Annotated in this window: 17 protein-coding genes; 4 read left to right on the top strand and 13 right to left on the bottom strand. The window is 69.3% G+C overall.

The window, feature by feature from the left end:
• Nucleotides 1–40: 40 nt before the first annotated feature.
• On the top strand, nt 41–1630 hold the full coding sequence (gene lnt / locus IH68_RS0102730) for an apolipoprotein N-acyltransferase (RefSeq protein ID WP_030927702.1): 1590 nt from the start codon (nt 41–43) through the stop codon (nt 1628–1630).
• Here the strand turns inward: lnt and IH68_RS0102725 are convergent.
• Nucleotides 1554–2459: a Gfo/Idh/MocA family protein gene (locus IH68_RS0102725; RefSeq protein WP_030927700.1), complete on the bottom strand. Its 906-nt coding sequence runs from the start codon at nt 2457–2459 to the stop codon at nt 1554–1556. The two genes, lnt and IH68_RS0102725, sit on opposite strands and share 77 nt — an antisense overlap.
• Before the next feature lie 266 nt (nt 2460–2725).
• Between IH68_RS0102725 and IH68_RS0102720 the strand changes: the two genes are divergently transcribed.
• Together IH68_RS0102720 and IH68_RS0102715 are read left to right on the top strand one after the other, a co-directional pair.
• Nucleotides 2726–3238, top strand: a complete 513-nt coding sequence (locus tag IH68_RS0102720) for a DinB family protein (RefSeq protein ID WP_030927696.1) — start codon at nt 2726–2728, stop codon at nt 3236–3238.
• A gap of 112 nt (nt 3239–3350) precedes the next feature.
• The gene (locus IH68_RS0102715; protein ID WP_030927693.1) at nt 3351–3830 is read left to right on the top strand and encodes a hypothetical protein; all 480 of its coding nucleotides are present in this window, start codon (nt 3351–3353) and stop codon (nt 3828–3830) included.
• A gap of 27 nt (nt 3831–3857) precedes the next feature.
• Here IH68_RS0102715 and IH68_RS0102710 read toward each other — a convergent pair whose 3' ends face one another.
• From IH68_RS0102710 to IH68_RS52620, 10 genes are all read right to left on the bottom strand, one after another.
• Nucleotides 3858–4379, bottom strand: a complete 522-nt coding sequence (locus IH68_RS0102710; RefSeq protein ID WP_030927690.1) for a hypothetical protein — start codon at nt 4377–4379, stop codon at nt 3858–3860.
• Between the two features lie 122 nt (nt 4380–4501).
• Nucleotides 4502–5185: a uracil-DNA glycosylase gene (gene ung, locus IH68_RS0102705; protein WP_030927687.1), complete on the bottom strand. Its 684-nt coding sequence runs from the start codon at nt 5183–5185 to the stop codon at nt 4502–4504.
• A gap of 104 nt (nt 5186–5289) precedes the next feature.
• Nucleotides 5290–6873 carry an ABC transporter substrate-binding protein gene (locus IH68_RS0102700; protein WP_030927684.1) on the bottom strand — a complete coding sequence of 528 codons (1584 nt, stop codon included), beginning with the start codon at nt 6871–6873 and terminating at the stop codon, nt 5290–5292.
• A 212-nt stretch (nt 6874–7085) separates the two neighbouring features.
• The gene (locus IH68_RS0102695) at nt 7086–7847 is read right to left on the bottom strand and encodes an SDR family oxidoreductase (RefSeq protein WP_030927681.1); all 762 of its coding nucleotides are present in this window, start codon (nt 7845–7847) and stop codon (nt 7086–7088) included.
• 13 nt (nt 7848–7860) lie between these two features.
• Nucleotides 7861–8622 carry a 3-oxoacyl-ACP reductase FabG gene (gene fabG / locus IH68_RS0102690; RefSeq protein WP_030927677.1) on the bottom strand — a complete coding sequence of 254 codons (762 nt, stop codon included), beginning with the start codon at nt 8620–8622 and terminating at the stop codon, nt 7861–7863.
• 157 nt (nt 8623–8779) lie between these two features.
• A complete protein-coding gene (locus IH68_RS0102685; protein ID WP_037884501.1) occupies nt 8780–9229 on the bottom strand; it encodes a DUF3037 domain-containing protein in 450 nt (149 codons plus the stop codon).
• A complete protein-coding gene (locus IH68_RS0102680; protein ID WP_030927670.1) occupies nt 9226–9990 on the bottom strand; it encodes a HipA family kinase in 765 nt (254 codons plus the stop codon). The genes IH68_RS0102685 and IH68_RS0102680 overlap by 4 nt, the downstream gene beginning before the upstream one ends.
• 76 nt (nt 9991–10066) lie before the next feature.
• Nucleotides 10067–11224 carry a tyrosine-type recombinase/integrase gene (locus tag IH68_RS0102675; RefSeq protein WP_420718972.1) on the bottom strand — a complete coding sequence of 386 codons (1158 nt, stop codon included), beginning with the start codon at nt 11222–11224 and terminating at the stop codon, nt 10067–10069.
• A 161-nt stretch (nt 11225–11385) separates the two neighbouring features.
• On the bottom strand, nt 11386–11697 hold the full coding sequence (locus tag IH68_RS52625) for a helix-turn-helix transcriptional regulator (RefSeq protein ID WP_078912285.1): 312 nt from the start codon (nt 11695–11697) through the stop codon (nt 11386–11388).
• 273 nt (nt 11698–11970) lie between these two features.
• Nucleotides 11971–12276, bottom strand: a complete 306-nt coding sequence (locus IH68_RS52620; protein ID WP_234341166.1) for a MarR family transcriptional regulator — start codon at nt 12274–12276, stop codon at nt 11971–11973.
• A gap of 262 nt (nt 12277–12538) precedes the next feature.
• On the opposite strand from IH68_RS52620, the gene IH68_RS0102670 reads away from it, so the two are divergent.
• Nucleotides 12539–13270, top strand: a complete 732-nt coding sequence (locus IH68_RS0102670) for an ATP-grasp domain-containing protein (RefSeq protein WP_078912283.1) — start codon at nt 12539–12541, stop codon at nt 13268–13270.
• On the opposite strand, the gene IH68_RS59665 is transcribed toward IH68_RS0102670, so the two are convergent.
• On the bottom strand, nt 13267–13797 hold the full coding sequence (locus tag IH68_RS59665; RefSeq protein ID WP_420718967.1) for a hypothetical protein: 531 nt from the start codon (nt 13795–13797) through the stop codon (nt 13267–13269). The two genes, IH68_RS0102670 and IH68_RS59665, sit on opposite strands and share 4 nt — an antisense overlap.
• Nucleotides 13794–14147 (bottom strand): DUF317 domain-containing protein, encoded by a 354-nt coding sequence (locus IH68_RS0102655; RefSeq protein WP_030927660.1) that lies wholly within the window; start codon nt 14145–14147, stop codon nt 13794–13796. The genes IH68_RS59665 and IH68_RS0102655 overlap by 4 nt, the downstream gene beginning before the upstream one ends.
• Nucleotides 14148–14160: the final 13 nt, after the last annotated feature.

Raw genomic sequence — 14160 nt, 5'->3', positions numbered from 1 at the left:
CGCACACTGGAGCCACCGCCGGGTAGGGAGGAGGTGCCGTATGAAGACCATTGGTCCATGGCTCGCCTCCCCGTGGCGGCGCTCGGCGATCGCCGCGCTGGCGGGCGCCCTGCCCGTGTTCGCGTTCCCCGCCCCGTCGCTGTGGTGGTTCGCCTACGTCGCGCTGGTCCCCTGGATCGTGCTGGTCCGCTCCGCGCCCACCGGGAAGCGCGCGGCCTACGACGGCTGGTGCGGCGGGTTCGGCTACATGGTGGCCGTGCACCACTGGCTGCTGCCGAGCCTGCATGTGTTCATCTTCCTCATCGCCGCGCTGCTTGGGGCGCTGTGGGCGCCGTGGGGCTGGCTGGTGCGGCGTTTCCTGGGCGGGGTGCCCGGGCCGGGGCGCGGCCTGGCCGCGCTGGTCGTGCTGCCGTCGGCCTGGCTGATGGTGGAGTTCGTGCGTTCCTGGCAGGGGCTGGGCGGCCCGTGGGGCATGCTCGGCTCCAGTCAGTGGCAGGTGGAACCCGCGCTGCGGCTCGCGTCGGTCGGCGGGGTGTGGCTGCTCAGCTTCCTGGTGGTGGCCGTCAATGTGGCTGTCGCCGGGGTGGTGGTGCTGCGGGTCAGTGGGATGTCACATACCACTGCGGTCTGGGTTCCGGCCATGGCGGGCCTGGTCGCGACCGCCGCGGCGACCTCGGCGGCCTGGGCGTGGGCACCGCGTCCGGACGTCGACGGCCGGGTGCGGATCGCCGTCGTACAGCCGGGCGTCATCGACGGCGCCGACAAGCGCTTCGACCGCGAGGAACAGCTCACCCGACAGCTCGCCGGGCAGCACCCGAACCTGATCGTGTGGGGCGAGAGCAGCGTCGGTTTCGACCTCGGCCAACGCCCCGACCTCGCGAAACGCATCGCGGCCCTCTCCCGCGAGACGGGGTCCGACATCCTGGTCAACGTGGATGCACGGCGCTCCGACAAACCCGGCATCTACAAGAGTTCGGTGCTCGTCGGCCCGGACGGGCTGACCGGCGACCGCTACGACAAGATGCGGCTCGTGCCCTTCGGCGAGTACGTCCCCTTCCGTTCGGTGCTGGGCTGGGCGACCTCCGTCGGCAAGGCGGCCGGCGAGGACCGCAGGCGCGGTTCGGAGCAGGTCGTGATGAACGTGGGACACGGGCTGCGCATCGGCCCGATGGTCTGCTTCGAGTCGGCGTTCCCCGACATGAGCCGCCATCTCGCCCAGGACGGCGCCGAGGTGCTGATAGCGCAGTCGGCGACATCGACGTTCCAGCAGAGCTGGGCGCCCGAGCAGCACGCCTCGCTGGCCGCGCTGCGTGCCGCGGAGACCGGGCGGCCGATGGTGCACGCGACGCTGACGGGGGTGTCCGCCGTGTACGGGGCGAGCGGGCAGCGACTGGGGTCCTGGATGGGGACGGGCTCCAGCGCGGGAGTGATGTATGACATACCACTGGCCCGCGGCACCACCCCATACGTCCGCTACGGCGACTGGCCAGTGCACGCCGCGCTGCTGATCCTCGCCGTGTGGTGCGCGGCCGAGGGCGCCCGGGCGGTCCGGCTCAGGCGGCCCGGTCCTCAACCGCACGTACCACCCGCTCGCACAGTTCGTGAGTCGCCAGTGCGTCCCGGGCGCTGAGCACCTTCCCCGCCCGTACGGCGTCGAGGAAGGCAAGCATCGCCTGTTCGATGCCGCGCTGCCGGGCCACCGGCACCCAGTCCCCGCGCCGCCGCACGGTCGGCTGGCCCTTGTGGTCGATGACCTCGGCAAGGTTGAGGACCTGCCGCTTGGTGTCCTGTCCGGACACCTCGAGGATCTCCTCCGCCGAACCGCTGAGCCGGTTCATCACCCCCAGCGCGGTGAACCCGTCCCCGGCCAGCTGCAGCACGACATGGTGCAGCAGTCCGCCCTCCACGCGCGCGCGTACCGTCACGTCGTCGACGGGCCCCGGCACCAGGAAGCGCAGCGTGTCCACGACGTGGATGAAGTCGTCGAGGATCATCGAGCGCGGCTCCTCCGGCAGCCCGATGCGGTTCTTCTGCATGAGGATCAGCTCACGGGGGTGCTCGGCGCACTGCGTGTATCCGGGTGCGAAGCGCCGGTTGAAGCCGACCGCGAGCGACACGTCGCGCTCCTCTGCGAGCGCGACCAGCCTCTCGGAGTCGGCGAGTTCGTAGGCGAGGGGCTTGTCGACGTAGGTCGGCACGCCCGCTTCCAGCAGCCGGGTCACGATCTCCGGGTGCGTGATGGTGGGGGCGTGCACGAAGGCGGCGTCGAGGTCCTGGGCGAGCAGCGCGTCCAGGGTGGTGTGGCGGTGGTCCGCCGGCAGGTGGAGGCTGTCGCCGACCCGGTCGAGCGTCGCGGGCGTACGCGTGTGCAGGTGCAGCTCGATCCCGGGGAGTCCTGCGAGCACCGGAAGGTAGGCCTTCTGCGCGATGTCGCCGAGTCCGATGCAGCCGACCTTCACGGGGTGGTCTCCTCTAGCGGTTGCCTGCCGGGGTCCTGCCGGAAGCATACGGCGGCTGCGGCGGCCGCCGGCCGGCGAGGGAAACGAAGCTGCGCAGGAGCGCCGGTCGCGCCTTGGACAGTGCGGCGGCCGCGGTGTTGCGTACGGCCGACGCGGACCACGCGGATCGACCGCACCGCAGTACCACGGAGTGAATCCCGTCCGCGGCACGACCGGGCCGCTGAAAACTCGTGGCCGGTCCGGATCCGTTGGGAAAGGATGCGGTCATGACGACCGAGCGCCGTGAACCCGCAACCACCGCCGACGAACGCACCATGCTGGACGGCTGGCTGGACTATCACCGCCAGACCCTCGCCTGGAAGTGCGAGGGCCTGACCGACGAACAGCTCAGGACCGCCTCCGTGGAACCGTCCACACTGTCCCTGATGGGGCTGGTGCGGCACATGGCCGAGGTGGAGCGGTCCTGGTACCGCCGGGTCCTCGCGGACGAGGACGCGGGCCCGATCTACTACAGCGACGAGAACCCGGACGGCGAGTTCCGTCTCACCGACGCCGACACCTGGGCGGAGGCATACGCCACCTGGCAGGCCGAGATCGAGGCCGCACGGAGCAACGCGGCACGCTTCGCCCTGGACGACACCTCCAAGGGCAGGCACCGGCGCACCGGCGAGCGCTTCAACCTGCGCTGGATCCACACCCACATGATCGAGGAGTACGCCCGCCACAACGGCCACGCCGACCTGCTCCGCGAACGCATCGACGGTGCCACGGGCGACTGACGTCACCCCGAGCGCGCGCCCGGCCCCCGTACGGGGCGGGAGATCACCCGCGCGGGGCATCCTTCGCTCATACGCTGCCCCCGGGACCGCCCGACCCGACATCGTTGCGCGGGTGCATCGAACGACGACCACCGCAACGCTCCTGGTCACCGTGGCCGTCTCGGCCCTCGCCGGCTGTGTGACGATCCAGCGCCCGCCCGTGTCCGGCCCGCTGCCGGCACCGTCCCCGCCGTCGGCGCCGTCGGCGCCGTACCCGGACGACCAGGGGACCCCGCAGATCGTGCAGGCGCCGGTCCATGAGGCGCTGGAGGGGGTCGCCCCGACCGGGCGGCCGGAGCGCAAGCCACCCGAGCGGCAGGGTCCGTCGGCCGGGCACCCGGCGGCGCCTCACTCGTATTCGCGGCCCCGTCCCCGGCCGCCGCATCCGGAGCCCGGGCACCATGGGCAGCCGCACGTCGAGGTCCCGGACGTGTACGAGCCGGTCCCGAAGAACGCGAAGAACTCGGACGTGTGTGCCCTCGGCCGGAGATACGGGGGCTGGCGGGCGGACAGCCCAGAGGCGGTCATCTGCAAGCAGGCGTACGGGAGGTGAGGTGGCCGTAGCCGCTCAGGACAGGTTCTACGGCCGCTGTCGTGGCGGCCCCCACCGTCCGTCGCCGTCCGGGCTCCCCTCCCCCAGCCGCAGTTCCAGCCGCCCGATCGCCGCCCGCACCCCGTCCCCGTAGCTGTCGTCCGCCAGTGCCCCGGCCGCGCGACGGGCATGGCGCAGATGGGTACGGGCGGCGCCGCTGCGGCCGAGCTTCACATAGTCGGCCGCCAGGTTCAGGTGCAGCGAGGGGTAGAGGGCGCGGACCGCGAGGGTGCCCTGGTGTTCGCCGAGGCGGTCATCCGTGAGTTCCTCGGCTGCGGTCAACGCCCGCAGGTCCCACGCCAGTTCGTCCGCGGGGTCGTCCTGGGTGTCGGCCATGTAGTGGGCCAGGGTGCAGCGGTGCAGCGGGTCGCCGTCCCCGCCGATCTCCGCCCACAGCTGGAGGAAGCGGTGCCGGGCCTCCTCGCGGTCGCCCGCGTGATGCAGCATGACGACCTGCCCGATCCGCGTCATCACGGCGTCCGGCGCCGCCTGCTCCTGCCCGTTGGCCACCGCGTCCTCCGCACACACTCGCCGGCTGGTCGGCTGTCCCGACCGACGCTAACCGCCGTCCGCGGCAATCCCGGTCAGGCGGCACCGGGCCGATTCGGTGCGGAACCGGCCCGGCGGTGTGGTCAGCCCAGGTTCGGGATGGTCCAGTCGATCGGCTGGTGGCCCTGGAGGGCCACGGCCTGGTTGATCTGTGTGAACGGGCGGGAGCCGAAGAACTTCTTCGCGGACAGCGGGGAGGGGTGGGCGCCCTTGACCACCACGTGCCGGGTCTCGTCGATCAGCGGCAGCTTCTTCTGCGCGTAGTTGCCCCACAGCACGAAGACCGCCGGGTCGGGCCGGTCGGCCACCGCGCGGATCACCGCGTCGGTGAACTTCTCCCAGCCGCGGCCCTTGTGCGAGTTGGCCTCGCCGCCGCGCACCGTGAGCACGGCGTTGAGCAGCAGTACGCCCTGCTGGGCCCACGGCATCAGATAGCCGTTGTCCGGGACGGGCAGGCCGAGCTCCTCCTTCATCTCCTTGTAGATGTTGCGCAGCGACGGCGGGGTCCTGACGCCCGGACGGACCGAGAAGCACAGGCCGTGTCCCTGTCCCTCGCCGTGGTACGGGTCCTGGCCGAGGACCAGGACCTTCACCTGGTCGTACGGTGTGGCCTCCAGCGCGGCGAAGACCTCCTCGCGCGGCGGGTACACGGGACCCTTCGCCCGCTCCTCCTCGACGAACTCCGTGAGCTCCTTGAAGTAGGGCTGCTGCAGCTCGTCGCCCAGGACCCCGCGCCAGGACTCGGGCAGCATGGCGATGTCGGTCACGTCAACTTCCTTACGATGTGCGGTAAACCGGGTGCGGTCGCTTCCAGGTTCAGAACCTACAGGCGACCACTGACAACGGCACCGCACTGCCCGGAGCGCACCGTCTACCAGCTGGTCTTGCGGGACAGCTCCCCCATCAGCATGATCGTCGACGGGTCCAGCGCCTGCTCCGCGCCGGAGATGTCCTCGCTCGCGGCCACGTACTGCTTGCCCTGCCACAGCGGCAGCAGCCGTGCGTCGTTCACCAGGATCTGCTGGGCCTGCTCGAAGTCCGAGACCACGTTGGCGCGGTCGCTCTCGCTGCGGGAGCGGGGCAGCAGCTTCCCGGTGATCTCGGGCGCCGGATAGGGCGTACCGAGCGCGTTCTGGTTGCCGACGAACGGCGCGATGAAGTTGTCCGGGTCCGGGAAGTCGGGGAACCAGCCGCGCCCGAACACCGGGTACTCGCCGTTCTGGTAACCCTTCACGTACGTCTTCCAGGGGCGGCTCTTCAGGGTGATCGTGAACAGGCCGGAGTCCTCCAGCTGGCGCTTGATCTCCGCGAACTCCAGCTTGGTGGAGGAGCCGTAGCGGTCGGTGGTGTACCAGAGGGTGAGCGGGACGCGCTGGGTGATGCCGGCGTCCGCGAGGATCTTGTGGGCCTTGGAGGTGCTGGGGCTTCCGAAGTCGTCGAAGAAGTCGGTGGTGTGCCCGGTCAGGCCCTTGGGGACCATGGAGTACAGGGGCTCGACGGTGTCCTTGTAGACCTTGTGTGCGATCGCGCCGCGGTCGACGAGCTGGGCGATCGCCTTGCGGACGGCGGTCTTGCCGGCCCAGGAGTCCTTCGGGTTGAACACCAGGTAGTTGATCTCGATGCCGGAGCCCTCGATGAGCTGGAGGTTCCCGCTCGCGTCATGGCGCTGGAGGTCGACGATGTCGTTCGCGTTGAGGCCGCGGAAGGCGACGTCGACCTGCTTGTCCTTGAGCGCGGTGACCATCGTGGACGAGTCCTGGAAGTAGCGGATGGTCACCGCGTCGTTCTTGCGCTGGGCGTAGCCCTTGTAGCTGTCGTTCTTGACGAGCTCGGCCTTCTTGCCGTCCTCGTACGACTGGAGTGTGTACGGCCCGGACCCGTCGATGCTGTCGTCCTTGCGCAGGGATCTCGCGGGGTACTCCGCGGGGTCGACGATCGACATGGCGGGGGTGGCGAGCACGAAGGGGAAGGTGGCGTCGGGCTTGTTGAGGTGGAAGACGACCTCCCGGTCGCCCAGCGCCTGCACCCGGGCGAGGCTGCCGAGCAGGCCGGCGGGCCCTCCGTTGACGCCGATCTTCAGGATCCGGTCGATGGAGTACTTGACGGCCTTGGCGTCGAGCGGGTGCCCGTTGGAGAACTTCAGGCCCTCGCGCAGCTCACATCTGTACGTCGTGTTCGAGCTGTCGGAGAAGCGGCAGCTGTCCGCCGCGTCCGGCTGCGGTGTGGTCGCTCCGGAGGGGTAGCCGAGCAGCGTCTGGTAAATGTTGCGGAACAGTTCCCAGGACTGGTCCCAGGAGGCGGCGGGATCCAGTGTGCTGGGCGCGCTGGTCGTGCCGACGACGATGGGGCCCTTGCCGTCGGAGGAGTCCGACGAGAGGACGCCGCACCCCGCCATCAGCGACGATATGGACGCGATGGCCGCCGCTTGCCGCAGGCCTCGGTTCCGGTTGAACACGCGCTCGCTCCTCGATCTGCCGTACCAAGGGTCGGCAGACCATACCGCAGTGCAACGAGGGTTGAACCCGGTCGGTACAGGGGCCTTGATCAGCTTCTTTATGACGACGTTGTCATTGAGCTGTGCCCCTCCTGTACGACGACAAGGGCGCCGTTTCCGTCAAGGAAACGGCGCCCTTGTGCACCCGATCGTTACGGTCGCAACCGCTTGCGTCAGGCGACGCCGGCGTTGAGGAAGATGCCGCCGTCGACGACGAGCGTCTGGCCGGTGACCCAGGCGGACTGCTCGGAGGTGAGGAACGCGGCGGCGCCGCCGATGTCGGAGGGCACGCCGAGCCGGGCCAGCGGGTAGGCGGCGGCCGCCTCCGCCTCCCGGCCCTCGTACAGGGCCTGCGCGAACTTGGTCTTGACGACGGCCGGGGCGATCGCGTTGACCCGCACCTTGGGCGCGAACTCGTGCGCCAGCTGCTGGGTCAGGTTGATCAGCGCGGCCTTGCTGACGCCGTACGCGGCGATGAAGGGCGAGGGCGCGAGGCCCGCGACGGAGGCGATGTTGACGATCGCGCCGCCGTTGTCCTTCTGCCAGGCGTGCCAGGTCTTCTGCGCGAAGCCGAGCGCGGAGATCACGTTGGTCTCGAAGACCTTGCGGGCCACGTTCAGGTCGAGGTCGGCGATCGGGCCGAACACCGGGTTGGTACCGGCGTTGTTGACCAGGTAGTCGACGCGGCCGAAGGCCTCCATGGTGCGCTCGACGGCCTCGGCCTGGTGCTCCAGGTCGTGCGCCTTGCCGGCGATGCCGATGACGCGCTCGGCGCCGAGCTTGTCGACGGCCTCCTTGAGGGCGTCCTCGTTGCGTCCGGTGATGGCGACACGGTCGCCGCGGGCGACGAGCGCCTCGGCGACGCCGTAGCCGATGCCTCGGCTGGCGCCCGTGACGAGGGCGGCCTTGCCGGAGAGGGCGGGCAGTTCAGTCATGGTCCGTGTTCTCCTAGTCGAGCGGTCCGCCGGCGACGTACAGCACCTGGCCGGAGACGAACCCGGCCGCCTCGCCCGTGAAAAAGGCGATGGCGTTGGCGATGTCGTCCGGCTCGCCGACCCGTGCCACGGGGATCTGGGTGGCGGCCGCGGCCTTGAAGTCCTCGAAGCCCATGCCCACGCGCGCGGCGGTGGCGGCGGTCATGTCGGTGGCGATGAAGCCGGGGGCGACGGCGTTGGCGGTGATACCGAACTTGCCGAGCTCCTTGGCGAGGGTCTTGGTGAAGCCCTGCAGGCCGGCCTTGGCGGCCGAGTAGTTGACCTGGCCGCGGTTGCCGAGCGCCGAGGAGGAGGACAGGTTGACGATCCGGCCGAAGCCCGCGTCGACCATGTGCTTCTGGCAGGCCTTCGACATCAGGAAGGCGCCGCGCAGATGGACGTTCATGACGGTGTCCCAGTCGGAGACGCTCATCTTGAACAGCAGGTTGTCGCGCAGCACGCCCGCGTTGTTGACGAGGATCGTCGGGGCGCCCAGCTCCGCGGCGACGCGTGCGATCGCAGCCTCGACCTGCGCCTCGTCGGAGACGTCGGCACCGACCGCGAGGGCCTTGCCGCCCGCCGCGGTGATCTTCTCCACGGTGCCCTTGCAGGCGGCCTCGTCGAGGTCGATCACGGCGACCGCGCGGCCCTCGGCGGCCAGTCGTACGGCGGTGGCGGCGCCGATGCCGCGCGCTCCGCCGGTGACCACAGCGACCCGCTGCTCAGTGGTGGACATTGCTGCTTCTCCTCGCCCTCGAGAAAGTACGCCCGCTTGAAAGTACGTCCGTCGTCAGTACGCCCGCTCGGTGAGCGACCGCTTAGTACCTTCGGCAGACGTGACGCTAGAAGGCCTGGCACTCGGTGTCAACGGCACGCGGCGCGGGTGTGATCCATTACCTCACCAGCAGGTCGAGCAGGCGCTCCGTCTCGGCCGCCGGATCGGCGGTGAGCCCAGTGTGCACCGGACCGGGCTGGACGACCGTGGAACGCGGCGCAATCAGCCACCGGAAGCGCCGTCCGGCGTCGTCGCCCGCGGCCTGCCCCGCCGCGTCCCCGCCGCCGCACACGCGCTCGACGGCCCCGAGGGCGGCCCGGATGCCGGCCACGTCCGCGTCCGGGTCGAGGGCCAGCAGCCTCGCCTCGTCGAGGTGGGTGCGGGCGCCGACGTAGGCCTTCGCGCGGCAGTAGACGAGCACACCGGCGTTGATGCACTCGCCGCGCTCGACGCGGGGCACGACGCGCAGGAGCGCGTACTCGTAGACGTCCCGCTCGTTCGCCTCGCTGCCCCTGATGATGTGGCGTTCGACGACACTGCCCGCCATGTGGATGTGGCGCTCGCTCACTTGCCCTCCTCGATTCCGGTCACGCGCGCGTGGACGTCGGCGGCGCGGGCGAGCAGCACGCGCGCGTAGGCGTGCCGAAGGTCGTCGGGTGTGTCGAAGCCGGGTTCGCCGGCCAGCCAGGCGTCCGGGATCTCGGCGGTGACCTCGGCGAGGAGTTCCTCGGTGACGCGGGGCGCCAACTCGGCGGCGGCGCCCGCGAGATCGGGGGCGAAGCGGGCCAGGGCGTGATCCGAGGCGTCGTAGGAACGGCCCGCGGAGGCGTCGGCGCCGGGCCAGTTGTGGTGCCAGATCATGGTGGCGCCGTGGTCGATGAGCCACAGGTCGCCGTGCCACATCAGCAGGTTGGGGTTGCGCCAGGAGCGGTCGACGTTGTTGACCAGGGCGTCGAACCAGACGATCCGGCCGGCCTCCTCGGCGCTCACCGCGAAGGCGAGCGGGTCGAAGCCGAGGGCGCCGGAGAGGAAGTCCATGCCGAGGTTGGTGCCGCCACTGGAGCGCAGCAGATCCTGCACCTGCTGCTCCGGCTCGCCGAGCCCCAGCACCGGGTCGAGGCCGACCGTCACGAGCCGCGGCACCCGCAGGCCGAGCCGGCGGGCGAGTTCGCCGCAGACGACCTCGGCGACCAGTGTCTTGCGGCCCTGTCCCGCGCCGGTGAACTTCAGGACGTAGGTCCCGAAGTCGTCGGCCTCGACGAGTGCGGGCAGCGATCCACCCTCCCGCAGGGGCGTGATGTAGCGGGTCGCGATGACCTCTCTCAACACTTTCCCAGGTCACCCATCTATTCAGCCTTGCAATCCACGACCGGCTCTTGAGGAATGAAGCAGCGGGAATCTGCCCTCAACGGGCCTGGGGAGAATCTGGGGAGTTTCGACCGGCATGCCGATCTCCCCGTTCCCCAAGCAGTCCGTCGATGGCGCTGCGCCCCTTACTTCCGGCCTCCGGCATGAAGTGAGCATAGTAACCGAGGGTGATTGCGGGCGAGGAGTGCCCGAGCCACCGCGCCAAGGTCACGACAGACTCTCCGGCTTCCAGCATGGTCGAGGCATAGGTGTGCCGCAGCACGTGGAAGCCGTCCTTCGGGGCCGCCGCCCACTGCCAGGGTTTCGCTCCCTCGGCGCGCGGCGGGATGATGCCGACCTCAGCCAACGCGGGCTTCCAGGTGTAGGTGTTCCACGTGTTCACCGCGACGGCGTTGCCGAGTCGTGTGCTGAGCAGTAGGGAGAACCTTCTCTCCTGCCCCTCCGGCTTCCCCCACGGGAGCTCCACTTCCACCGGCGGAAACGCTTCGATGTGCTGCTTCAGCTCATCGGCTACCGAAGAGGGCATGTCGACGGTGCGCGTCTTCTTCCCCTTCGGCAGGGCGAAGTACAGCCTTCCACGGATCGCCTGGATTTGGCGCCGGACATGCAGGACGCCTCGCGCGTAGTCGATGTCCTCCGGGCTCAGCCCGAACACCTCGCCCTGACGGAGCCCGCATCCCAGGCCGACTACGACGGCTATACGGTTTCGTGGGCTGATGACGTCACGGACTCGCAGCGCCGTCTCCAACGGCCAGGCGTCGCGTCGCTCTTGCGGCGCCTTGGGCCATCGCACGGACTTCGCCTGCATGGGGTTCCTGGCGAGCCTCTTGTCGTCGACAGCCGCCTCCAGAATGGAGGACAGCTCGGAGAGGATGCCACGCTGGTAGTCAACCGAGGAGACGGTTGACTCCAACTTGGCTATATACACGCGCAGATCCGCCGCCGCGATGTTCCTGAGGGGGAGATCACCCAAGTGCGGAACGATGTGAAGGCGCACTCTCCGCTCTCGATTGTCCTGGGTCTTCGGAACTCCACCTCTGCCCGGCGCCCAGTGCATCGCAATGTAGTCGGCCAACGTGATGGATCCATCGCGCGGGTCCACGAACTCGCCCCGCTCCTCGTCCGTGGCGGCACGACGAAGCCACGCCTTGGCGTCCTCCAGAGTGTCGAAGGAACGGTCCCGGACCCCGGGTATGCCAGCAACCCGGTATCGCTTCCCCGTGCCATAGCGAGCAGTTTTTTCCCGCTTCCCGGTTACGGGATCCTTCTTCTTCTTGAGCCAGCGGTCTTCTATGTAGCCGGGCAGGTAAGCCTCCTTGTCACAGGGGGAACTGGGGCAGCGTTGCACCTGGCATGTCAGGTACCGGGCATGCGAACGGAGCGACGCTGTGGAACGACACTCAGTGGGCTCAGGGCTGTGTTGGAGCGGGAGTCGGCCTGCTCTTGTTCACGGATCCAGGCATCGAGGGCTTCCCGCCGGTACATGACGCGACCGCGAGGACCCATGCGGAAACTCGGCGGCCCCTGCCGGCGGTGCCGCCAGACGTACAGCGTGTGCGGTGAGAGACCGAGGTACTGAGCGGCGTCCTTCACAATAAGGAATGCGGCGCGGGCACCACCCTCGGGAACGAGAGCGGCTGAAGGAGCAAGCGACGGTTGTATAGGCATAGGGAGTCTCTGTGAGTTAAGGAAAGGAGCGGGCCGGGGTGGGCGGAACGATCGCCTGCCGACGATCCGTGCTGCCCACGGCAGGACTGCCGTGGCAGAACTACTCCGTGCCTCCTCTCAACTGCACGAAGCTGCCTGCGTTCGCCACAGCTCCACCGCCAAGCGCAGCCGAATGCGAACACCTCAATGGTCTTGACGATCGCCGGTTTGGCTAACCGGCGATCGTCGGCTATGTTGCGCGTTGCCTCAGATGACGCCCCGGGCCGACTGCCTTCAGGAAGCCAACTGATACGAGCGCAAATCTGGGGTCTCGTCGTCCGAGGCGACCGCCAGTAGGCCGTCATCCGTGAGCCAGTTGAGACTTCGCGCAGCGAGACCCTCGGGAATCCTGATGGCCTGTGCCACTTGCGGTGTTGTGGCACCGGGATGCGCCGCGACATACGCGAGGACAGCACGGTCGCCGCGATAGCCCCGTTGCAAGAGGTCCTCGCCGAACAGGCCGGCCGCGCAGACACAGACGCTGAGCCCGGTGGATACGGCAAGGTAGTCACCCGCCGCTTGGCCGACCCAGGTGTTCAATCCGCCGAGGGCAAAGAGTGCGGGTGAAGTGAAGCGGGCGGATCGGATAGCGGATTCAGGCAGATATGCCTCCCAAGTTCGGACCATGCCAGCGCGGGAACCTCACGCGGTTGGGTTGCAGAGTTTTCCGTCACCCTGCCGAGTAGCCCCGCCGTCTGACCTGGTGTTTTTCCGGGACGTTGTACGTTGACATAGTCCCGGCGGAGGTATCCAGTCCTGTCGTCCTATTTCTCGTCTGCCGTGAGCGAATGCGCCTCTGGCAATGAACCGGGCCGCCGCTTCGGCGTCCAATCAGTCCAAGCCCTATCAGGCCCACCTGATCGCCCGGGCCGGCTTCCAGGTCCCGGAGACGCTCGTCACCAACGACCCGGACCTCGTCCACGACTTCCGGGCCCGACACGGCCGGCTGATCTACAAGTCGATCAGCTCCGCGCGGTCCATCGTCCGTCTCCTCGACGACGCGGCGATCGACCGGCTGCCCCTTATCGCCGGTTGCCCTGTGCAGTTCCAACGCTACGTTCCCGGCGTCAACGTCCGTGTGCACGCCGTGGCCGGAGAGGTGTTCGCCGGCCGCATCGAAACCGACCGGGTGGACTACCGCTACGCCCACACCGATGGCGGGCGGGCGGAACTCACCGCATGGCAGCTGCCCGACGAACTCGCCGAACGCTGCCTGTCCCTGGTCTCCCGGCTGGGTCTGAACCTCGCTGGCATCGACCTGCTGCTGGCGGACGACGGCGGGACCTACTGCCTCGAGGTCAACACGAGCCCCGCGTTCAGCTACTTCGAATCCCACACCGGCCAGCCCATCGCCCGCGCCATCGCACAGGGCCTGGCCCGCGGTGCGGAATCCGACGCGTCCCCTGGAGGGGGTAGGAGGAGGCAGAGGGATGGTGCGGGTGCAGGGGCGCCTCCGTGGGCTCGGGGGTGGGGTCACTGCCCGCCGCTGGGGCGGGTGCCGCGCCGTCGGCGCGGCGGGGCCTCGGTCGGTTAGTGCCAGGTCAACGCGACCGCGACATGGGGCAGGAGGGGGCCGAACTGCTCGGCCTCGTCCGGCTCGGTGAGGAACAGCACGGGACGACCCTTTTCGTCGCGGGCAGCGACAACAGTGCCCGCACGGTGGGCCATCGGGAAGTCGGGGTTGATTGCGAGCTGCACGACGGCAGCGCGGTCACAGGCCGACAGCTCGTCGAGCAAGTCGCCGACGGTCGGCTCGGGCAGCGCTCCGAGCGTCTCGACGTCCTTGGCTTCGGCGATGAACACCACCGGCCGGTCGGCGTCGTCACGGGTGGGGACCACGCCGCCCAGGCGGCGCGCCGTGCGGGCGAAGGGATTGATCCACAGACGGACCACCACATCGCGGTCACTGGCGGACAGACGGTCCAGCAGCTCGCCGACGGTCAGCTCCGGGGCCAAGACGTTCTCCTTGCAGTAACGGGCGCCCCACCAGGGGCCGAGGGCAGGGTACGTGCCGCATGTGAGCAGCGACTCCGAGCCGCGCAGGGTCTGCGGTCGGTTCACACAGGCCGGGATGCGGCCAGCACGCACCGGACCGTGGCCGCGACGATCTCGGCCGGCGTCTCAGTGTCGAAGCGGATCCGGTAGCCGGGGACCTTGGCGGTGCCGGTGACGGCGAGCACCCAGCCGTCGCCATCGGTGCCGGGGCGCCCCAGGGGGAACCATCCAACGTAGAACCGGCCATCCTTGCTGCTGACGTGGACGTCGGCCCGGTCGTCCACGACAAGGTTGAAGAACTCCGCCTCGAACAGGTCGGTGACCATCGTCGGCTGACCGGGCCCCAGCTGCCACGAACGCAAGCGCAAGGCCTCGGTGGTGGTGGAGAATCCGGGTGCGGACGCGTCCACAGTCATAGGCATCACCTCT

The organism is Streptomyces sp. NRRL S-646, assembly GCF_000720765.1.
Lineage (GTDB): Bacteria > Actinomycetota > Actinomycetes > Streptomycetales > Streptomycetaceae > Streptomyces.
The sequence above is the reverse complement of the archived record's forward strand: the minus strand, read 5'-3'. Positions and strand labels throughout refer to the sequence as shown.

Coding starts and splice junctions, on each gene's coding strand:
- lnt (WP_030927702.1), top strand. CDS start 41: ATGAAGACCATTGGTCCATGGCTCGCCTCCCCGTGGCGGCGCTCGGCG.
- IH68_RS0102720 (WP_030927696.1), top strand. CDS start 2,726: ATGACGACCGAGCGCCGTGAACCCGCAACCACCGCCGACGAACGCACC.
- IH68_RS0102695 (WP_030927681.1), bottom strand. CDS start 7,847: ATGACTGAACTGCCCGCCCTCTCCGGCAAGGCCGCCCTCGTCACGGGC.
- fabG (WP_030927677.1), bottom strand. CDS start 8,622: ATGTCCACCACTGAGCAGCGGGTCGCTGTGGTCACCGGCGGAGCGCGC.
- IH68_RS52625 (WP_078912285.1), bottom strand. CDS start 11,697: ATGCCTATACAACCGTCGCTTGCTCCTTCAGCCGCTCTCGTTCCCGAG.
- IH68_RS0102670 (WP_078912283.1), top strand. CDS start 12,539: ATGAACCGGGCCGCCGCTTCGGCGTCCAATCAGTCCAAGCCCTATCAG.
- IH68_RS0102655 (WP_030927660.1), bottom strand. CDS start 14,147: ATGACTGTGGACGCGTCCGCACCCGGATTCTCCACCACCACCGAGGCC.